Consider the following 20953-nt stretch of genomic DNA (forward strand, 5'->3'; position numbering starts at 1 on the left):
TTCATATCGCAGCGTACATTGCACTCAAAAAAACCTAATTCCCCGCGTCATAACTGAAGGAATTCAAATAATAGGACTTTTTTACCTGGTGTTTACTACAGTATCAATTCTTTTTAATGTGTGCTAAAATACAGGTGACATGAGAGATGTCAATACGCACCCGTGGCGGGCAGCGCGTTGCTGTTTTCTGCTAAGTCCTCGTTATCCGTCCGTCGACAGTGTGCGAACCACAGCGTCCACAATCATTTTAAGGAGGAATTCTATGTTTAGGAAAATGATGGGCGTGCTTGTCCTTCTCGGAGGGCTGATGATGGGTTCTGTCTGTCAGGCAGGTCTGTACGACAATCCCACCGTTGCCATCATGCCCTTCCAGAACAAGGTGCCGGACAAATGGGAGGGCTTCGGGGACCGCGCAGGCATCGCAAATGAAGCGCTCACTGCCCTCATATGTGATCGCCCCGATGTGTTCCAGGTGGTCGAGCGTATCGAGTTTCAAGGGCTTGTGGATGAGCAAAGCCTCGGCATGACCGGCCTTATTAGCGCCGACAGCGCGGTCGCTGTCGGCAACATGAGCGGCGCAGAGTATAAGATCTTCGGCGCACTCACAAATCTCTCGGCGAAGGAGGACACCTTCGGGCTCGGCAGCCTCACGGGCGGACTGGTCGGCAGTCAGGCAAGTGTCGTTGCAAATGTCACGATCCGCGTCGTCGAGGTCTCGACAGGACGCATCGTCCTCGTCGGACAGGGCAAGGGCAGCTCGAACCGCGTATCGGGAGGCATGGCCTCAGAGGGCGGTGCGTTCATGCTCGGCTCCGCGAACGTCTCCGAAGAGATGGCGTTCAATGCCGTCGTAAAAGCGACCAAGGACGCCGTGAACGGCAAAGAGGGTATCTTTACGAAGATGGGCGTCAACACCAAGGGTAAGAAGCACTAAGGCCGCAGTGTGAACAGATGGATCTGTTTCCGCTGAAACAATGTAAAGGAGCGACAACGATGAAAAATCTGAAGAAAAAGGCACTCGTCAGCGCAATGGCAGGTGTGTTTGCATTTGGTGCGGGCTTCTACACAGCGCCGGATACCGCTGTCCCCGCACTCACCCTGATGCAAGCAGCAGAGGCAGCCGCACAGTGGGAGCAGGGCACGATCACGGCAGAGGGCTTCGGCACGCCGCCGGCGGGCAGCTACGGATCCAAGGCGAGCATCATGGCGCGCCGTGCTGCAATCGTAGATGCGCAGCGCAACCTTGCCGAGCAGATCAATGGCGTGCAGGTGGATGCGGAGACGACCGTCATGAACTTCGTCACGACGAGCGACATCATCAAGTCGAAAGTCAGCGCACTCATCAAGGGTGCCGTTGTCGTCGAAGAGCAGGCGATGATGGACGGCAGTTACCGTGTCGTCATGTCCATGCCGATGTACGGCACACAGGGTCTTGCAACGGCAATCCTTCCCGCCATCCGCGAGAACACGCCGCCCGCGCCGCCTCCGCCGGTCATCTCCGCCACCATTACGGCCGAGATTACAACGCAGGTCCAGACGAGAGGTGTCGGCTATACGGGCGTTATCGTCGATGCGGGCGGCATGGGGCTCAAGCCCAGCTTCTCCCCCGTCATCTATGACACAAGCGGCCGTGCCATTTACGGCGTCAGCAACATCAACTACGATCAGGCAATCTCGCAGGGCATGGTCGGTTACTCCGCCAGCGTCTCCGCGGCACAGTCTCTCCCGCGTGCTGGCGGCAGCCCGCTTATCATAAAGGCGGTGCAGGTGCGCGGCGGCAATAACTCCACGAATCCCGTCAATGTCGTCGTCAGCGTCGATGATGGCGACCGCATCCTTGCAGCAAACGCACAGAGCCAGATGCTCATGAACGGAAACGTCGTGTTCGTACGCTGATCGGCAAGAACGACAGATACGAAACTCCCGAGGGCTGCAGTGACCCCCAAAAGTTAGACCTGAAAGCGTAGGAAAGCAAAATCCTGCGCTTTTTGTTATGCGGCACAGTGTCTACGTCGGTATTCCACTGGACTGATCCAACCAAGAGACTTCTTAATGCGGCGCTCGTTATAGTAGACGATATACTCTTCGATTGCCGTCTTGAGTTCCTCGTAGCTATGGTAGACGCGCCCATAGTAAATCTCTTGCTTTAAGAGTCCAAAGAAGTTCTCCATCACGCTGCGGGACGTTGAGACACTCGGGAAAAAGATACAGGAAGACATTGCCGCTCTGTTCGAGGATTGGAGGGTCTGATATGTCGGAGATGATTTTTTCTTTTGACGAAATAAAGCAGCGGTTACAGCCAATTTTTGCAGGGCATCAGATTTGCCAGGCGATTCTCTTTGGCTCTTATGGAAAAGGGACTGCAACGAAAACGAGCGCCGCGGATTTGCTCGTGGACAGCAATCTGCGCGGACTGAAATTCATGGGGTTTGTGGAGGAGCTGCGGGAGTCTCTGGACGATAAGGACATGGATGTGTTCAACATCACCCATATCGAGCCACGGTCGAGAATTGCCGAGGAAATCAAACAGACGGGAATTGAGATTTATACGCGATAAAATTATTGTTGACAAAATGCTCCGCTATGTTAACAAAGTGTGTGAATACTGCAAAGGCGTTTCCTATGAGGATTTTCGCGCCAATGATATGCTCATTGAGGCTTACGTGTTCAATCTCGGTCAAATCGGGGAACTTACCACGAAGCTAGGGAAGCCCTGATAAATTCAGCACTGCCATCTTGGCACATCTTTTCCGCCCTCTCTTCGTCGGCAAATCCTCCACATAGCTTTGGCTATGCGTCCGGTTTGCCTCCTTGTTCGGACGAAAAATTTACGCCAATCTGACGGACTTTATTTTATCAACGATTCCTTAGAAAAATCAACTTTGTTAACAGGAGAACAATATGAGACTATGGCATGAAAAACTTATCCACTTATTGCCCAAAAATCAGCTTCTTGGACAACATAGGGAATGTTGTGCTCTGAGGGGCAATGGATGGAAAAAGAAACATAAAACTGTGGACTATGTGTTTACATATTCCCCGTATCGTCTTTTTATTTACCATGTATTGGTTATGGAGGAGATGGAAAAAAGAGGATATAATGTTTCTGCGGAATGGAAAGATAAAAATTATAGAGGAAGGACAGCAGAAAAGTACGATAATCTTAAAGAGGAAATTATAGGCAGTCCAATTTACAAAGAGCATAATATGGAATATCTGGCTGATTGCATAGAAAATTTAAGAGGTAAAGGTATACATTTAAAAGTATAGAAGTTGTGGAGGAGTAAATTGATATGATGCGACAAGAACACTTTCGCCTATGACAATGCCCCTGCACCGTTTCGGCGCAGGGGCATTTTGTGTCTATTTATGGTCAATAGCTCGGATACAGCCCGTCCCATACGACGCGGCGGTAGTTCGCGCGGTCAGTGTCACCCTCGGTGGAAATACAGAGGATGCGGGAGTCCTTGCCGAGGCCGATGCGGTCGCGCAGGTAGTCGAGGCTGCGGTTCTGCATGAGCTCTGCGACAAGTCCCGTCGTAACCGCACCGCTCTCACCCGAGACAACGCGAGGGTCATCGTCCAGTGGATTGCCGAGGATGCGCATGCCCTTCGCCGCGACCCACTCGGGCACGGAGACGAAGTGATCGGCATAGTCTTTCAGAATCTCCCACGCAATCGTACTCGGCTCGCCGCAGGACAGCCCTGCCATGATGGAGCTGATCTCTCCTGTCACAATGTGCGGCGCACCGTCGTTCGCGGCAGCCGTGCGATAGATGCAGTCTGCATGATTTGGCTCGACAATCGTGATGACGGGGCGCTTCTCCCCATCATGCGCTGCAAAATATGCTGCAATAGCCCCCGGCATCGAGCCGACCCCCGCCTGCAAAAAGATATGCGTTGGTGGTTCATCGTACTGCTCTGCCGCTTCCTGCGCAAGCGTCGTATAGCCCTGCATAATCCGGAGCGGGACCTCAGTGTAGCCCGTGAATGCCGTATCCTGTACGAGCACCCATCCCTTTTCCTTTGCGAGATTTGCTGCGTGACGCACGGTGTCATCGTAGTTGTATGTCGTAAACGACGCCTCTGCACCGAGACCGCGGATGTTCGCCAGGCGCTCGGTCGAGCTGTCCTTTGGCATGAAGACATGGGCAAACAAGCCAAAGATCTTCGCCGCCCATGCGATGCCTCGCCCGTGGTTGCCGTCCGTCGCCGTGACGAGCGTGATATTGCGCAGCTGTTCGCGATACTCGGGCTTCGTGAGGTTCTCGTAGGTCATCTCGCCCTCGGAGAGTCCAAGATACTGCGCGAGATAACATGCGACCGCGTAGCTCGCCCCGAGTCCCTTGAACGCATTCAGTCCGAACCGCGTACTTTCATCCTTGACCGCAAGCCGTCCGAGCCCCAGCACTGCCGACAGTCGGCGAAGGTCGGCAAGCGGAGTCGGCTCATAGTCCGGCAGACTCCGATGAAAGGCTACGGCATGTGCCGTGGCAGCGGGGCCGAATGCCGAGACATCCGCAAGATCGCTGTCCGTATGAGCAAGATGTACCGCCTTGATGGATTCGTTCATCGTGTATTCCTCCCAACAATCATTGTCCCACGTTTTCCTTCATTATAGCACACACGCAAATCATTGGTAAGGAAATCATCGAATATATCCTTCTATAGTTTATTTATTTTTCTGAATCTTTCGCTTGACAATCGTTTTCGTCATCCTATATAATAAGATTTAATCTCAGTGTTAATGCGGAAGGAAGACATACGCTGCAGACACAGTGTACATCATTGGAAACATAGGCAGGTCTCCTCCCGCAGATGTAAGGGAGCACGGAATCACTCCGCGCTTTCAGAAGGAGGATTTTCCATGAAGAAAACTCTGGTATCCGCGCTCAGCGCGGCGCTCGTCATCGGCGCAGCATCGACGACATTTGCGGCGGCGAATCCGTTCAGCGATGTGCCGCGCGACCACTGGGCGTACGATGCCGTGTCGCAGCTCGCGGCGGACGGTGTGGTCGAGGGCTACGGCGACGGCACCTATCGCGGCGATCGCAACATCACGCGCTACGAGATGGCGCAGATGGTGGGCAAGGCGATGGCAAAGGGCGATATGTCCGCCTCGGATCGCGCGCTCGTCGACCGTCTCGCAGCGGAGTTCGCAGACGAACTGAACAACCTCGGCGTACGTGTATCGAACCTCGAGCGCAATGCCGACATGGTCAAGTGGAACGGCAAACTTGAGTACACCTACACGAGTGAGCGCGTTGAGACCTTGCGTGACAGCGGCAAAAAGCGGACGAATGACGACAATCTCCTCTTCCGCCTTGAGCCATCTGCAGAGGTGAATAGCCACTGGCACGTCAATGCACGCCTCGATGCGGAGACCAAGATGAACAAGGATGCCGGTGAGGCTGGCAGCGATAAAGTCGAGCTGAAGTACGCATGGGCGCAGGGCGACTACGGTGATTTCCAGGTCAAGCTCGGCAAAATGGAGCTGCTCTCGGCAGAGGCGTATGCGAAGCCGGGTGCGCTCATCTTCGATCACCACTTCTCGGGCGCAGAGGTCTCGTTTGGTAAGGATTTGCGTGTAAAGCTCCAGGCAGGCCGCATCAGTGACGAGGAGCTTACAGATCCGGCGAACTATCAGGCTGCAGAGCTTATGTATAATGGGCGTCTCACGGGCGGTGTCGGCTATTACCGCCTCAGCTCAAAAAACTATATCCCCTTTACCGGCGGCAAGGAACAGATAAACATCTGGGGCGTAAACGCAGGATACAGTTTCGATAAGAACAACTTCCTCTCTGCGGCCTATGCACGCAACAACAACCTTGCAATGGACAAAAAATACAAGAAATCCTATCAGGTCAGCTACGACTACAAGGGGGCAAACCCGGAGGATCGGGGCTCGTGGGGTGCATACGTCTCCTACCGCTACATTGCAGGAGCCGCGCTTGGAGCTACAACAGACGGTGCAATGGAATTCACAAAGGGCGTTGAGGTTGGAACGGACTATACACTGTTCCCGAATGTCGTCCTCTCAGCAAAGTATTTCCGCGGCAAGGATCTTAATCCACGTGTTATAGACGGCCAAGACAAGGTCTCGAAGCTCTTCGGACGCGTCGAATTCTTCTTCTGATTTCTCCCTCTCTCCACGAACCGAATACCGCCGGAAAACCGGCGGTATTTTTTTGCGCAGGACTGCGGCAGCCCCTTGACCTCGCCCCCGCCTCATCATGTATACTAACAGAGAAGCAGTCACAGAATACGCTGCATATTCATCGTCACCCGCTTCTGAGAAAAGAAGATGAAGCAATGAAGATCCGTTCCATTCGGAAGATCCTTGCGGCCGCCGTTCTTGCATCCGTCCTCACATGGGCTCCGCAGGCAGCACTCACTGCAGCGTATGAGCAGCCCGCGCACGGTCTTATCCTCACGGACGAGGTGAAGCAGGCATACATCACGGAGAAGATGCAGGCATTCTTCCATCCCGCGCCGTCCGGCAGCTCCTCCTGCATTCGAGCTGCCGGACGGCTGGACGATCGCACATGAGCGCATCAACGGCGTCACGGTCGACCGCATCACACCCGCGGAGAAGCGCTCTGACCGCGTGCTGCTCCAGCTGCACGGCGGCGGCTACATCATGGCACTCACCGACATGCACCGCAGCCTCGCCGTTCGTCAGGCAGTCCTGATGAACGCGGGCGACATCTACTGCGTGGACTACCGCACGGCGCCCCCCACCTCTATCCCGCGGCGCTCGAAGATGCCGTGCATGCATATGAGGGCATTCTTGCGCGCGGGATAACGGCAGAGAACATCATCCTCGTCGGAGATTCTGCAGGCGACAATCTCGCGCGGGGCCTCGCACTCTATTTAAAGGACCACGGCATTGCACAGCCGGGCGTGATTGCGCTCGCCTCCCCGTGGACGACAATGGAACACCGCGCGGGCACATCGCGCACGACGAAGGCAGCGGCGGACCAGGTGCTCGGCATCGGCACGCCGCTCTACGGTCCCGTACAGACGGGCGACTACTCTGGCGGAGCCTTTCCGCGCAGCGACCCGCGTCTCTCGCCGATCTACGCCGATCTCAGCGGGCTCCCGCCGATCCTCATCCAGACCGGCGGCAACGAGCTCTTTCTGACGGAGAACGAGGAGCTCGAGCAAAAGGCGGCTGCGGACGGCGTCACGGTGACGCTCACCGTCTACCCCGGCATGCCGCATGACTTCGCCCTGCTCTTCCCCGAACTGGAGGACTCTGTCCAGTCACTGCAGGAGATTGCAGACTTTGTAAATAGGTACATGGATTGAGGCGTAAACGGCAAAATCCCCCTGCGTTCGTATCGTGAATGCAGGGGGATTTATCATATGCAAAATGCCGTGTTAATACTCTGCCTTCCAGACCATTTCATCCACAGCGGCCTTTACATCCGCGACCGCGCGTCGGTTCAGTCCCTGCTTCACGGCACACTCCGCAACGGCAACAGCGACAGCGGCAGAGAACTCAATGAGACGCGTAACGGGCGGAATGACGGCAGCGCCCTTTGCCTCGGGCGTAAGGAATGCGCCGAGTGAATGCGCCGCGGCCGAGATCATCTCATCGGTCACGAGCTTCGCGTCGACCGCCATGCTGCCGAGTCCGAGTCCCGGATAGATGAGTGCGTTGTTCGCCTGTCCGATCTCGTAGGTCGTTCCTCGGTGGGAGACCGGATCACGCGGAACGCCGGTCGCAACCAACGCACGCCCGTCCGACCAGCGAATGAGGTCCTCCGCTGTCGCCTCGGCAAGCTCCGTCGGATTGCTCAGCGGAAAAATGATCGGACGATCACACCACGATGCCATCGCTCGCACGATCGTCTCCGTGAACGCGCCTGGCATTGTCGACGTGCCGACAAGGATGGTCGGCTTTACCGCCATCACGGCGGCCGTAAGCGTCGTGAGCGAATCCGCATGGTCGAACTCGCTGCGTTTTCGCGCGAATGGCTTTTGCTCCGGCGTCAGGTCGCCCATGTCGTCAAAGAGGAGGCCCTGCTTGTCCACGAGGTAGAAATGCCCGCGCGCCTCCTCCTCGCTGAGCCCCTGCTCGACCATCTCGCGGCAAATACGGCTCGTGATGCCCGCGCCCGCCGTCCCCGCGCCGAAGCACATGTATCTCTGCTCCGTGAGCTTCTGCCCCGTGATCTTCATCGCGCCAAGGAGTCCTGCGAGTGTGATGATGCCCGTCCCCTGACAGTCGTCGTTGAAGACGGGATAGGTCTTCTGGTACCGGCGCAGAATCGGCGCGGCGTTCGGCCGTCCAAAGTCCTCGAAGTGAAGATAGAGGCGTGGGAAAAGCCGCTCCGCCGTCTGCACAAAGGCATCGATGAAGTCGTCGTATACCTTGCCCCGCACGCGTTCGTGACGATTGCCGAGGTAGAGCGGATCCTGCAGGAGGCTCTCGCGGTTCGTCCCGCAGTCGAGCATGACCGGCAGCACCGACGCGGGGTCAATTCCCGCTGCTGCGGTATAGACCATCAGCTTCCCGACGGCAATATCGGCACCGTTCGTCCCCCAGTCGCCGATGCCGAGAATGCCCTCTGCGTCCGTTGCAACGATGAGACGGATCTCCCGGTCGCCCGCCGCCTGCCGCAGCGTCGTCTCGACCTCCTCCGGATGATCGATCGAGAGATACGCCGTCTCCTGCGGATTGATAAACTGCTCGCTGTACTGCTCGATGCTCTCAGCGATCACGGGATCGTAGACGATCGGCATGAGCTCTGCGATATGCTGACGGAACACATAGTAGAACAGACGGCGGTTGCGGTTGAACACATCCATCAGGAAGCGGCGCTTCTCGATCCCCGAGCTCTTGCGCTCCATCTGCTGATAGATGCGCTGCGCCTGCTCCGCAATCGTGTCAACATGCGGCGGCAGGAGGCCCGTAAGTCCAAACTGTGCGCGCTCGTCAGCACTGAACGCCGTCCCCTTGTTTTGGAACGGATCGCTCAGCAAAGCATACCCTTTCTTGTCCATATTTTTCTCCTTTCGCTGACAAAATTTACCTGCATTCGGTATTCGAGAAAAGCCCTCCGTTTTCCTGCGCCGCAGCAATTTATAATCTGCTGCCGCATACTGGACAGGCACATTCCTCATGCGTTACAATACGGGCAAAGGAGGAATCACCATGCAGATCGTATTTGAACCCGAACATTTCCGCAGCGCGGCCTATGACGGCGAAACGCGCGTCGGCGTCGCTGAGATCGAGGACACGCGCGAATGCTGGGTCATCACACATACCGAGGTTGACCCCGCCTACGGAGGGCAGGGCATCGCCCGCCGCCTCATCGAGGGGGTCGTCGCCGAGGCACGCCGTGCGGGGAAGAAGATCGTCCCGCTCTGTTCCTACGCGGACAAGATGATGACGGGCAAAGAGGAGTACCGCGACGTACTGTAATCTCAGTATTCGCTGAACCCGAAATTCAGACCGATCCGCTCGCCCGTCGTCGTATACTCCTTGAACTTGTAGATGATCGGGCGACGCTCCATACAAAAGAAAGGCCTGCACACATCCGAACGTGTGCAGGCCCTTTTTTGCGTATATTGTGAAGATGTTCCGTATCTCAGTCAAGCCGTCACAGCAGCGTCAGCAGCCCCCGATGCACCGTATCCCCGACACGTGTCTCGGTGACGCGGCAGTCGATGTCGTAGTAGCGGCTGAGATTCTCCTCGATGAGCAGCTCTGCGGTTGCACCGAAAAGATACTCCCCGCGCCGCATGAGGAGGCTCTTGTCCGAGATCTTAAGTGCGTTCTCGGGTGAGTGGGTATTCATGACGATGGTCATCCCCTGCTCATGTGAGAGTTTCTGCAAGAGCCGCAGGACAATCATCTGATTGTGAAAGTCCAGATGTGCCTCCGGCTCATCGAGGATCATCAGCTTTGGAGAGGCGGCGAGGGCGCGGGCGATGTAGACCATCTGCAGCTGACCGCCGCTGAGTTCCGTTGCGGAGCGTTCCGCGAGCGGCAGGACGCCGACGAGATCGAGCAGCTCCGTCACACGCGTACGATCTGCCATCGACGGCGTCCGAAAGAGGCCGATGCGCCGCGCACGTCCCATCATGACCATCTCAAATACGGTGTAGGGAAAGGCGGGGGCATGACTCTGCGGAACATAGCCGATCTTTGCGCTGACAGCGGTGGGATCGGGACGCTCACCGTCGACCAGGCATTCTCCGCGCGTCCATGGCAGGATGCCGAGCAGGCAGCGCAGGAAGGTCGTCTTGCCGATGCCGTTGCGCCCAAGGATCGTGAGCACCTCACCCGCCGCGAGGGAGAGGGAGAGCTCGGAAAAGATTTCATGTGTCCCATCGTAGGAGAACGCAGCATTTTTTACCGTGATCATGACCAGTCCCCCCGTTTCTCCCGCGTACGCTTCAGAAGGAAGGCAAAGAACGGTGCCCCGAGCAGCGCCGTGAGAATGCCGATGGGAAGCTCTGCTGCCAGCAGGCTCCGCGCACAGATGTCGACGAGCGCAAGAAAGATCGCCCCCGTAAAGCACGCAGCAGGCAGGAGACGCGCATGATCAACACCGACGATGCGGCGGCACATATGTGGAATGACGAGGCCGACCCAACCGACAATCCCGCAGGCGGTCACAGAGAGCGCCGTAAGGATGGTCGCAGCGACGATGGCGATATTGCGGATGCGTGCAGGGTTCACGCCGAGGGAACGCGCCTCCTCCTCCCCGAGCGAGAGAATGTTGATGCGCCAGCGCATCGCGAGCAGAAATCCCCCCGCGACGAGCATCGGCACAGCGATCACCTGCAGTCGATCAAAGTCCGCCTTTCCAAAGCTGCCCATGAGCCAGTACGTGATGGCAGGCAGCTTGTCATACGGATCAGCGGCGTATTTTACGAGCGAGATGAGCGCGGAGAAGATCGACGATATGATGATGCCTGAGAGGACAAGTGACATCATGGACACGGAGCCGCGGCTGCGCGAGAAGTAATACGCCAGTGCAACGCTCGCCATGCCGCAGAGGAATGCGATGACCGAGGTCTCGCTGCCCGTTCCCCAGAGAAGGATGCCAAGCACCGCCCCGAATCCTGCCCCGCTCGAGACACCGAGCACATCAGGGCTCACGAGCGGATTGCGAAAGATCCCCTGATAGACCGCACCTGAGAGTGAGAGGGCGGCACCGACGAGCATCGCAAGGAGCGTACGCGGCAGCCGCAGCTCGAGAACGACCGTCGACGCCATATCTGTACGCGCCGTCCCCGTCACGGCACACGCGAGGATGTCATAGACCTCACTCGGTGCGATGGCGTAGCGCCCCGCCGTGAGGGAGAGGAGGAACACGGCGACGAACAGAATACCGAATACAGTCCACAGGAGTCCGTTACGTTGTTTCATACACGTCCTCACTCGTGCAGGATCGACCTGAGATCGTCGTCCGTCAGCTGATATGAGAAAAATTTCTGATAGAACTCACGCAGGTCACCCACCAGATGTGCGTGGTCAAAGATCTCCGGATGCAGTTTCTGCGCGATCCACTCGATCATCAACGGCGTCTCGACACACGGCGCATCCCAGCGATAGAGACCGTTCGGTGCCTTATAAACGCGCCCTTCGCGCACCGCCTTGATGTTCCTCCAGTTCTGTCCCGCGAGGCGATCCTCATAAAGGTCGGCGGGCTGGATCTGTGCAAAGTTGCTGAGGATGACGACATCGGGATCCCACGCAGCGACCTGTTCCATCGTGACCGGCGTCCACTGCCCCTGCACAGCCTTCGCGACATTCACACCGCCCGCCGTCTCAATCATCATCGTATTGACGGTGCCGTCCGCCGCGACCTTCAGATCGCCGTCGCGCAGGTAGAGCACCTTCGGCCTTGGCTGTCCCGCGAGCGCTTCCTTTTTCCCATCGAAATAAGCCATCATATCCTGCTGAGACTGGATCAGTGATGCGGCACGATCCTCCTTGCCAAGTACCTGACCGATAACACGGATGCCGTTCTGGAGATCCTCCATCGTGCCGTACTTCAGTGCGATCGTCGGAACCTTCAGCTTCTCAAGCTGTGCAATCTCGTCCTCCTGGTAGTTCCAGACGATGATGGCGCTTGGATTCAGCTTGCCGAGTTCCTCCATGTGGATGGCAAAGTCCTGCCCGACGAAATCCGTCGAGGCATTCGCCATCTCCGGCGCTAGTTTCTTCAGCATAGACGTCTCATACGAGGCCTTTGCCGACGGATGTATGCCCGAAATGCGCTCCGCCGAGCCGTCCACCGCATAGACGACCGATGCCCACGGGATGGGAACGATGGAGAGGCTCCGCACCTCTCCCGGCAGGCGCACCTCGCGCCCCGTCGTATCCGTCACGACACGCTCCTGTGTCGGTGCAGCGGTCTGCTGCCCGCAGCCAACGAGGGCGAACATCGTGCAAATAATGGTCAGCCGTGTGAGATATCGCAAAGCTGTCTGTATCATAGAAAATCCTCCTTCCAATGTGCAGAAAATCCCCCAAAAACCAAGATAGGACGGTGCATTCCGCACCGCCCTGCCCTTTATGCTCAGAGATCGAATGTCGCCGACAGCATGAATGTACGCGGCATCGAGAGGAGGAGCTTGCTCCCCTGGCCCGGCTGGAGGATCCAGTAGCTGTGGTCGAATACGTTGTAGATGGACGCCTGCAGAGACACGGGCGTCGTTCCGATCTTCGTCCGATAGTTCGCAAAGAGATCAAATACTGCCGATGACGGTACGGAGAGTTCACGGCGGCCATTTCCGATAATCGTCCCGCGCGAGACATAGTTCATGCGGCCTGTAATGCTCCAGTCGTTATTTGGCATATACTCAAGACCGACAACTGCACTCCACGGTGCTGAGCTGTCCGTCGGCAGGCCGTCGTTTGCGCCTCCCTGCGTCCGCTGCTGGCGCGCATGGAGATACTGAATCCCGCCGAACACATTCCACTTCGGTGCGGCCGCGCCCGTGATGCTGAGATCAACTCCACGGTAGCGGTTCTCGCCGTCAAGCCGATAGAACGGCAGCAGGGGATTCGCAGGATTCGGAACCTCGACGTAGTTCGGCTGGTTCACATCAAAGTATGCGAGTGCTGCATACATGCTGCCGAACTTATATTTGACACCGAGCTCCTTCTGTGTCACCTTGACTGCCTCTGCAATCTCGCCCTCGTTGGCATAGCCGCTGCCGACAACCTGCCCGCGCGTCGTAGATTTTGCATACGCACCGTAGACCGAGATGCGATCCGTCGGTGCATACGTCACGCCGAATGTCGGCGCATACTGCGTGTCGGACACCTGATTCCAAGCAGCTGCGGCGCGGTAGTTGCCGTGGCGGCGCGTGACGGCTGCGAGCAGGTTCCACTTGCCGATCTGCACCTTGTCCATCAGGTTGATGCTCGTATCCATTTCCTGATACTGGAACTTCTGCCCGAGGCTGTCTGAGATGTCGTAGTTATAGATTGAGGGCTTGTAGATGATGCCGGAGTAGATATTGCCTGTCACATGAGCATTTGGAGCGTCGCGCCGCGTATTGTTGTACTGCACGCGCCAGGAACGGTCCACGGCGAGCGTCACGTCATGCTCCGCCGCCCCGGTCTTGAACTTGTGGTTCACACCGGCCTGCCCGTAGCGGCTCTTGAGATAGAAATACTGCGACCAGACGCGGTTGCCGCGCAGGTTGCCGTCTCCATCAATCGTCACCTGCGACCAATAGATGAAGCGGCGGTTCGTCATATCGTTCGTACCCGCGTTCAGGAACCACTTCGTATGGGGATTGATCCGCTGCTCGTGGTTGAGTGTGATCTGATAACCGTCCCAGGCGCTGTACATGAGATTCGGATCATCGTAGCTGCGGCTCGCATCGGGCGCATTCGGCACCTGCCGCACCGTGCGCTGAATCTGGAAGCGCCGCTCTGTCCCGCGCAGGTGATCCTTGTAATAGCCGCCGAAAAGATTCGTCGTGGTCTTCGGTGTCTCGCGGCTCACATCGACAAAGATGTTGCTCTTTCTCCGTCCCGCACCGCTGACGGAGAAGTTCCCCTCGCTGTGCTCGCCGTAGACACGCACGCCGAACGTACCGTCGCCGAGACCGCTGCGGTTCACATCGATATAGCTGCCGTAGTGGCCGTAGCCGCCCATCGTCTGCCGGTAGCGCGTGAAATCGCCCTTCTCCGGGCGTTTCGTATAGAGATACACGGAAACCGGCTGACCCCCGTCAGGGCCATTGTACGACTGCACCGAGCCGGACAGCGTCGCTGCAGGCCCGACCATCACATCGGCACGTCCAATCGTATTCGTCACGGGACCCGCTGCCATGATGAAGAAGCCTGGCACATTGTTGAGGTACATCGCCGAACCGTTTGCAAGCATGCCGCGCGCGGAGAAGTCCGTCTTAATGAGTGAGGTTCCGACGCGCAGCGAGGGAACATTCGCGAGCACCTGGTTCACGTCCCCCGACGGTGCAGCGAACGTATCAAAATTCTTTGTCGTGAGACTCTGTGCCGTATATGGCACCTGCATGACGTCCTGGTCTCCCATCAGGCCAAAATTTGTCTGCTCCGCCTGGAATCCGCCGGGCAGAGCAGCCTGCGATGCCGCATCGGCATGCAGACGCCTTCCCTCCACCGTCACCACAGGCAGATCATACGTATCGACCTCCTGCACAGCCTCCTCCGAGTGCGGACTTTCTGCAGCACACACCATGCTCCCGCTTGAAAGGCACGCGAGAATAAGTGCAGCGAGTTTTTTCTTCCTTGTCATTTCTGAACCATCCTTTGTATGAAAGTGTATAAATCGATTGGAACGATACCACAATATACGCTTAAATACAATCGAATAGATTCAAATTAACACTTCATTGTTTTTGAATCATCGAGAAATCCCTGCAAAATTTCTGCGAACTGTGCACCAAGCACGCCGCTGCCTGCTCCCGCGCCATCACGGCCCGAGAGAAGCCCGCTCGGCAAAGGCAGGATGCGTTTCTCCCCCATCGCAGGGAGAAGGATCGGATCGGCAATAACAATGTCCGCCGCGTCCCATGCAGGCTGCAGCTCCGCAGCCGTTCGAAAGATCAGCAGATCTCCCTCTGCCGCACTCCGATAGAGTTCCGCCGTCTCACTCGACCACGCATATGCGGCGCAGTGCACCTCCTGCCATCCATGCAGCTTGAGCAGGCGCACAATCGCCGCCGCTGCGATGGGGTCGGCAACAACGAGAATGCGTTCTGGATGTGCCGTCCGTTGTGCGCACGACACATCCCATGACGACGGTGCATCATTCGCTCTGCCGAGCGCCCCCATCAGCTCCGCTCGCCACGCTGCACGTCCCTCTCGCCCGAGCGGCAGAGTGCGGACAACAGGTATGCCATAACGCGTGTTCAGCCACGCGGCCGCCCTCGTGCCGGCTGCAGAGACGAGCCAAACGGCTGCAGGGCGCTCGGTCAGAGCATCGCTCCCTGCAGTCACCATGCTGCAGCCAAGATCCGCAAGTGCAGCGCTCGCCTCCGCGAGTGCTGCTGCATCACCGAACAGGAGAGGACTGTGCCCGAGTACGAGCACCGTCTGCCCGCCTTCTTTCCAACGAGTCGCCGCCTCCTCCACGAGATGCTGCAATAACTCGGCCACACCAAAAACACCATCGTGAAACCCATCTGTAGGGGAGCAGCCCCCACGACAGCCATGCATCTCCGCTGCATCCAGAATAGGGGCAGTCTCCATCGCCATAAATGCGGGCACGGGAGAAGTAATGAGGTGAATCGCCCGATGCCCTCCCTCTGCTGCGAGCTCTGCCACCTCCGCTGCAGCCGTCTCCTCCATGCCAAAGACATAGTCCTCCGCATGCGGGATAAGCGCATAGACATCGTGCCGATCGGGCATGAGATCCATCCGAGCAAGTGCCGTACGGCACCCCGAGGGGGTAACAAGCACCTGTGCGGTTCCCGTCCCGCGCAGAACGTCAACAACGCCCGCAGCATCGCTCATCGGCGGAGGCAGAGCCGACGAGGCGACGACCTCGCCCTCCTCCGGCGGCAGATGTACAAGAAGCTCCTCTGCCGGCTCATGTGAGAGCGCATCCGCCTTGGCAAGAGGACCTCGGAAAAAGCAGCGGATCATACAGCCAGTCTCCTCCGTGAGGCTCCGCTCGATATCGGCAAAGTCCGGCCGCACGAGAATGTCCAGGCACGACAGATAGAGCACGACAACGCGTACGCCAGGCAGCCGCGCCGCATCGCGCACAGCGTCCCGAATCACCTCCTCCGCCGTCCCCAAAACATAGTCTTCTGCAGAGATCACTGCATAGCGCAGACGCGGCAGCGCACCGATCAACGCCGCACGCCGATGGATGGAGCGCAGGCAGATGAGCGCACCCGTTGCGAGAACGACGAGATCACGGCGCGCCCACAGACGATCCAGGCTCGTGTTAAAGTCCTGAATCTCCTCGGCAGCGATCTCCTTCATCCGGCCTCCCCCTCTCTCCTCAGAGCCCCACACTCCTCCGCGAGAATCTCAAGAAAGAGCTCCATCACGGGACTGCGCCATTTGTTCTTATGTACCCCATAGTACGCCGTCAGTGTCAGATGATCGGCGAGGACGCGCCTCAACAGCCCGCGCTCCGCCAGATCGTCCACGGAAAAATCCGGGAGGAGAGCGACACCCATATCGTTTCGGATCAGGTTGATGATCGTCTGCGTGCTGCGGAGCTCAATCAGATTCGTAAACGTGATTGCCTGGCGCCGGAGATAGTCATCCACCATCTGGCGCACCTCCCCCGGATGCGGCATCGTAACCAGCGGCAGTTCATCGATCACCATCCCCCGCTCGCTCAGATCAGGACACCATGGTGCTGTACGCATCGACGCGTAAAAATGCATCGGCGTCTCCTCGAATCTCCAAAGCGACAGCGTGTCCTCGTCGCGCTCCTGAATACTGTACGCAAAGCCGATATCGAGCTGACCGTCGCGCAGCGCAGCGACCACATCGCGGCTCGTCAAAGAGCGCAGGCGTAGGTCAACACGCGGCGCATGTGCATGCAGGCGTTTGAGCAGCATGGGCAGACGAAAGCACAGCAGTGACTCCGGTGCTCCGATGGAGAGTGTCCCCTGGTAGGATGCGATATCATATTGAAAGTTTTTGATCTTCTTCGCCGCACTGAGCACCTCATCCACATAGGGAATCAGCGCCTCACCCGCCTTCGTCAGGATCATCCGCCGCCCGCTCTTCTCAAAGAGCGGCACGCCGACGAGCTTTTCGAGCTGGGCAATGTGGAACGTGATCGTCGAAGGCGTATAGCTGAGAATACGCGCCGCCTTCGTAAAGCTGCCCGTGCGCACGATCGTCTCGAATGTCGTAAATATCTTGAGTTCCATCACGACCCCCCCCATGTATGAATCTAAGGAATCGCTGAATTTATCAGTGCTTTCGTATCTGCCAAACATCATACGATATATGAAGTTCGTTTTCAAGAGCCATAACTCCTGCGCTCCCATACCTAAGCATTTTGAAATTTTTTATCATTATTAAATTCTCTTGACAGGAATGTTATACTGTAAAAAAAATCTACCCAATCTATAGAAAAGGCTTTTTATGCAAAAGGAAACATTCAACGTCACGGGCATGACCTGCTCGGCATGTTCGGCGCGTGTGGAACGCGCCGTAAAGAAGATGGAGGGAACGGCGGAGGTTTCCGTCAATCTCCTCACGAATACAATGACGCTTGCCTACGATGCGGCGATCACCAGTCCCGCCGCAATCATCGCCGCCGTTGAGGACGCGGGCTACGGGGCAAGCGTAAAGGGGGCTGCGGGCGCACAGGCAGCCCCGCAGGCGGGCGGATCGTCAGAGGCGGGCGCGAACACAGCAGAGAAGGAGATGCGTGCGATGCGCACCCGCCTCCTCATCTCCATCCTCTTCCTCCTGCCGACGATGTATATTGCGATGAGTCCGATGCTCGCGATGTGGGGCGTGCCCTACGCGGCTGGATTCAAGGACGTGTTCTGGGGCGCGGAGAATGCGCTGACGTTTGCGCTCGCACAATTTGTACTCGTTCTCCCGATCATGTATGTGAATCGTCCATACTACGTCAACGGATTCCGCAATCTCCTGCACGGCGCACCGAATATGGACTCGCTCGTCGGGATCGGCTCGATGGCATCCGCGCTCTTCGGCGTGTTCGCGATGTTCCGCATGAGCTGGGGACTGGGACACGGAGACCTTGCACTCGCAGCGGAGTACAGCACGAATCTCTACTTCGAGTCGGCGGGCATGATCGTCACGCTCATCACGGTCGGCAAATATCTCGAAGCGCGTGCAAAGGGGCAGACGACGGGAGCGCTCAAGGCGCTGATGCAGCTTGCCCCTGCCGAGGCGACGGTTGTGCGCGGCGGTGTGGAGCAAGTCGTGCCTGTGGCGACGCTTGTCCTCGGTGATATGATCATCGTGCGTCCCGGTGCACGCATCCCCGTGGACGGGACGGTGACGGACGGCGCGACGAGCGTTGATGAGTCCGCCGTGACGGGGGAATCCATGCCCGTGACAAAAGCAGCGGGCGATGCCGTGACCTCGGGCACGCTGAACATCGATGGGACAATCCGCTTCACGGCGACGCGCGTCGGTGAGGACACGACGATCCGTCAGCTCATCCGTCTCGTAGATGATGCTAGCGGGTCAAAGGCACCGATCGCCCGTCTTGCCGACCGCGTGTCGGCGGTCTTTGTCCCTGTGGTCATCGTACTTGCACTTGCGGCGGGCGGCATCTGGCTCATGATGGGCGCGACGGTGGAGTTCGCGTTCTCCATCACGATCTCCATTCTCGTCATCTCCTGCCCCTGCGCCCTCGGGCTTGCGACGCCGGTCGCCATCATGGTCGGTACGGGGCGCGGTGCGGCGCACGGCATTCTCATCAAGTCGGGGGAGGCACTTGAGACGGCGGGGAACATCAGCGCGGTGCTGATGGACAAGACGGGCACGCTCACCGAGGGACGCCCGCAGCTGGTCAGCATCTGTCCCGTCGGCATCGCCGCCGAGGAACTTATCGCGCTTGCGGCATCGCTTGAGCAGGGCAGTGAGCACCCCATTGCAGCGGCGATCACGGGCTATGCTGCGGAGAAGGGGCTGACCATTCCCGCTGCAGCGGATTTTGCCGCAGTGTTCGGCAAGGGCGTGCGTGCGCGTGTGGCGGGCGTGGAATGCGCGGCGGGCAATACGGCTCTGCTGACAGAACTGGGCATTTCCCTCCCCACTGCCGTGGAAACGGCGCGCACGGAGATGGCAGAGCGCGGCGAAACGGCGCTCATCGTCGTACGCGCGGGGCGCATCGTCGGACTGCTCGGCGTGCGCGACGCGGAGAAGCCGACGAGTGCGGCGGCGGTCGCACAGATGAAGGCGATGGGTCTGACTCCCGTCATGCTCACGGGCGACGACGAACGCACGGCACGCGCAATTGCCGCGCGGCTCGGCATCACAGAGGTCATCGCAGGCGTTCTCCCCGCCGATAAGCGCGCCCATGTCGAACGCCTACAGGCGGAAGGGCATCACGTCGCCATGATCGGTGACGGCGTGAACGATGCGCCCGCCCTCGTGCAGGCGGATCTCGGCATCGCCATCGGCGCGGGCACGGATGTCGCAATCGACAGCGCGGATGCCGTACTCGTACGGAGCGACCTCCTCGATGCCGTCTCTGCCATCCGCCTCTCGCGCAGCGTCATGACCAACATCAAGCAGAACCTCTTCTGGGCGTTCTTCTACAACATCATCGGCATCCCGCTCGCGGCGGGCGTACTCTACCCCGCATTCGGCGTCAAGCTCTCACCGATGATCGGCGCGGCGGCGATGAGCCTGTCGAGCGTCTGCGTCGTGCTGAACGCCCTGCGCCTGCGCCTTTTTGCCATCGCCCACGAACCCGTGGCGGCGGAGCACACACAGCACGAAGCAACGATCACGCCCATCGCTCCTGCGGTGGATGAGATCGATGAAAATAACGCGGAGCATCACTCCGCCCTACAGAGAAAGGAAGATTTCACCATGGAAAAGACCATCAGCGTCAAGGGCATGACCTGCCCCCACTGCGTCAAGCACGTCACGAAGGCTCTCAGCGGCATGGACGGCGTGACGGATGTCGCCGTTGACCTCGAAGCGGGTACGGCGAAGTTCAGTGCCAGCCGTGACATCCCGGACACCGAGCTCGCCGCCGTCCTCGACGACGCGGGCTACGAACTGGGCTGAGACTCCGAACATAGGAAAACGGTCATGCGGGAACGTTCCTGCATGACCATTTATTTGCGCAAAAACAGGAAAAGCTCTCGGCGCGTCGAATATAACAAATGATAATAATCTTTTGAAAGAATATAGAAAGGTGTGTCTCCGATGAAAAAACTTTTCCTCCCCCTCATCTGTGCCATGCTCCTCGCCCTCTGCGGCGGACGCACAGCACAGGCATTTGCCACGATGCCGCTCATTGACAACGTAAGCCCTGCCGAATATGTAGAATTTGTCAATACGTTTTTGGAAAACCCGAGCTTTATGCGTGCCCCTACACATGATTTGGGTGCATCCCGTCTCGCAGGTCACGATGTCTATACTTCACGCACGCAAAATGGTACTATTGTCCAGCTGCATACAGATGGAGAGAACATTTTCTATCTGAATGCCACGTTCAACGAGGACAACGAGGACGCAGTCCTCGATGTCTCCAGTCTGAGTGTAGCGACCTACATCGCATGCGACATGAGTGAGTCCGAAATCAATGCGATCATTGATATGGAGAGCGTGCAGGAGGGCAACTCCTTTACCGACAGCATTTACTGCTCTGCCGCACAGCGCATGATTACATCGCGCACGGTTCTGGATGGCACGAACAGCACCGTCGTGCTCTCCGCCTCGCCGAACTGATCTGTCCGACACCAATGCTCCCATGTGAACACGCATGGGAGTTTTTCAATGCGTGAAAAAATACCCCTG

Annotated in this window: 18 protein-coding genes and 2 pseudogenes; 10 read left to right on the top strand and 10 right to left on the bottom strand. The window is 57.8% G+C overall.

From position 1 onward, the window contains the following. Positions 1-262: 262 nt before the first annotated feature. Entirely contained in the window at positions 263-934 is a 672-nt protein-coding gene (locus HMPREF1992_RS07705) for a CsgG/HfaB family protein (RefSeq protein WP_021685324.1), read from the top strand. A gap of 59 nt (positions 935-993) precedes the next feature. Further along, entirely contained in the window at positions 994-1896 is a 903-nt protein-coding gene (locus HMPREF1992_RS07710; RefSeq protein ID WP_037359060.1) for an LPP20 family lipoprotein, read from the top strand. Positions 1897-1991: 95 nt separating this feature from the next. Here the strand turns inward: HMPREF1992_RS07710 and HMPREF1992_RS07715 are convergent. Beyond that, positions 1992-2177, bottom strand: a pseudogene (locus HMPREF1992_RS07715) (IS3 family transposase); the annotation flags it as partial. A 74-nt stretch (positions 2178-2251) separates the two neighbouring features. Between HMPREF1992_RS07715 and HMPREF1992_RS07720 the strand changes: the two are divergent. Further along, positions 2252-2557, top strand: coding sequence for a nucleotidyltransferase family protein (locus HMPREF1992_RS07720; protein ID WP_021685327.1), 306 nt, complete (start codon positions 2252-2254; stop codon positions 2555-2557). Between the two features lie 145 nt (positions 2558-2702). Here the strand turns inward: HMPREF1992_RS07720 and HMPREF1992_RS11825 are convergent, their stop codons facing one another. Then, positions 2703-2828 (bottom strand): secretion protein HlyD, encoded by a 126-nt coding sequence (locus HMPREF1992_RS11825; RefSeq protein WP_071782457.1) that lies wholly within the window; start codon positions 2826-2828, stop codon positions 2703-2705. Positions 2829-2901: 73 nt separating this feature from the next. On the opposite strand from HMPREF1992_RS11825, the gene HMPREF1992_RS07730 reads away from it, so the two are divergent. Continuing rightward, positions 2902-3270, top strand: coding sequence for a TIGR02328 family protein (locus HMPREF1992_RS07730; protein ID WP_021685330.1), 369 nt, complete (start codon positions 2902-2904; stop codon positions 3268-3270). Positions 3271-3373: 103 nt separating this feature from the next. Here HMPREF1992_RS07730 and HMPREF1992_RS07735 read toward each other — a convergent pair whose 3' ends face one another. After that, complete coding sequence (locus tag HMPREF1992_RS07735) at positions 3374-4573, bottom strand: diaminopropionate ammonia-lyase (RefSeq protein ID WP_021685331.1); 1200 nt, start codon at positions 4571-4573, stop codon at positions 3374-3376. 294 nt (positions 4574-4867) lie between these two features. Between HMPREF1992_RS07735 and HMPREF1992_RS07740 the strand changes: the two genes are divergently transcribed. The 3 genes and pseudogenes from HMPREF1992_RS07740 (at position 4868) to HMPREF1992_RS11515 (ending at position 7311) form a co-directional block, all read left to right on the top strand. After that, entirely contained in the window at positions 4868-6136 is a 1269-nt protein-coding gene (locus tag HMPREF1992_RS07740; protein ID WP_021685332.1) for an S-layer homology domain-containing protein, read from the top strand. A 176-nt stretch (positions 6137-6312) separates the two neighbouring features. After that, complete coding sequence (locus tag HMPREF1992_RS11505) at positions 6313-6549, top strand: hypothetical protein (protein WP_021685333.1); 237 nt, start codon at positions 6313-6315, stop codon at positions 6547-6549. 106 nt (positions 6550-6655) lie between these two features. After that, positions 6656-7311 (top strand): annotated as a pseudogene (locus HMPREF1992_RS11515) (alpha/beta hydrolase fold domain-containing protein). Positions 7312-7383: 72 nt separating this feature from the next. Here the strand turns inward: HMPREF1992_RS11515 and HMPREF1992_RS07755 are convergent. Continuing rightward, complete coding sequence (locus HMPREF1992_RS07755) at positions 7384-9132, bottom strand: malolactic enzyme (RefSeq protein ID WP_021685336.1); 1749 nt, start codon at positions 9130-9132, stop codon at positions 7384-7386. Positions 9133-9163: 31 nt separating this feature from the next. Between HMPREF1992_RS07755 and HMPREF1992_RS07760 the strand changes: the two genes are divergently transcribed. Beyond that, the gene (locus tag HMPREF1992_RS07760) at positions 9164-9433 is read left to right on the top strand and encodes a GNAT family N-acetyltransferase (protein WP_037359070.1); all 270 of its coding nucleotides are present in this window, start codon (positions 9164-9166) and stop codon (positions 9431-9433) included. A gap of 178 nt (positions 9434-9611) precedes the next feature. On the opposite strand, the gene HMPREF1992_RS07765 is transcribed toward HMPREF1992_RS07760, so the two are convergent. From HMPREF1992_RS07765 to HMPREF1992_RS07790, 6 genes are all read right to left on the bottom strand, one after another. Further along, entirely contained in the window at positions 9612-10379 is a 768-nt protein-coding gene (locus tag HMPREF1992_RS07765) for an ABC transporter ATP-binding protein (RefSeq protein ID WP_021685338.1), read from the bottom strand. Continuing rightward, positions 10376-11389, bottom strand: coding sequence for an iron ABC transporter permease (locus tag HMPREF1992_RS07770; RefSeq protein WP_021685339.1), 1014 nt, complete (start codon positions 11387-11389; stop codon positions 10376-10378). The genes HMPREF1992_RS07765 and HMPREF1992_RS07770 overlap by 4 nt, the downstream gene beginning before the upstream one ends. 8 nt (positions 11390-11397) lie before the next feature. Further along, positions 11398-12462, bottom strand: a complete 1065-nt coding sequence (locus HMPREF1992_RS07775) for an ABC transporter substrate-binding protein (protein WP_021685340.1) — start codon at positions 12460-12462, stop codon at positions 11398-11400. 83 nt (positions 12463-12545) lie between these two features. Further along, on the bottom strand, positions 12546-14759 hold the full coding sequence (locus HMPREF1992_RS07780; protein ID WP_021685341.1) for a TonB-dependent siderophore receptor: 2214 nt from the start codon (positions 14757-14759) through the stop codon (positions 12546-12548). A gap of 86 nt (positions 14760-14845) precedes the next feature. Continuing rightward, positions 14846-16456 (bottom strand): nitrogenase component 1, encoded by a 1611-nt coding sequence (locus HMPREF1992_RS07785; protein ID WP_021685342.1) that lies wholly within the window; start codon positions 16454-16456, stop codon positions 14846-14848. Further along, positions 16453-17364 carry a LysR family transcriptional regulator gene (locus HMPREF1992_RS07790; RefSeq protein WP_037359074.1) on the bottom strand — a complete coding sequence of 304 codons (912 nt, stop codon included), beginning with the start codon at positions 17362-17364 and terminating at the stop codon, positions 16453-16455. The genes HMPREF1992_RS07785 and HMPREF1992_RS07790 overlap by 4 nt, the downstream gene beginning before the upstream one ends. A 217-nt stretch (positions 17365-17581) precedes the next feature. On the opposite strand from HMPREF1992_RS07790, the gene HMPREF1992_RS07795 reads away from it, so the two are divergent. Together HMPREF1992_RS07795 and HMPREF1992_RS07800 are read left to right on the top strand one after the other, a co-directional pair. After that, a complete protein-coding gene (locus HMPREF1992_RS07795) occupies positions 17582-20218 on the top strand; it encodes a heavy metal translocating P-type ATPase (RefSeq protein WP_021685344.1) in 2637 nt (878 codons plus the stop codon). 141 nt (positions 20219-20359) lie between these two features. Then, complete coding sequence (locus tag HMPREF1992_RS07800) at positions 20360-20884, top strand: hypothetical protein (RefSeq protein ID WP_021685345.1); 525 nt, start codon at positions 20360-20362, stop codon at positions 20882-20884. The last annotated feature ends 69 nt before the right edge of the window (positions 20885-20953 follow it).

The organism is Selenomonas sp. oral taxon 892 str. F0426, assembly GCF_000468035.1.
In the GTDB taxonomy this organism is placed as follows: domain Bacteria; phylum Bacillota; class Negativicutes; order Selenomonadales; family Selenomonadaceae; genus Centipeda.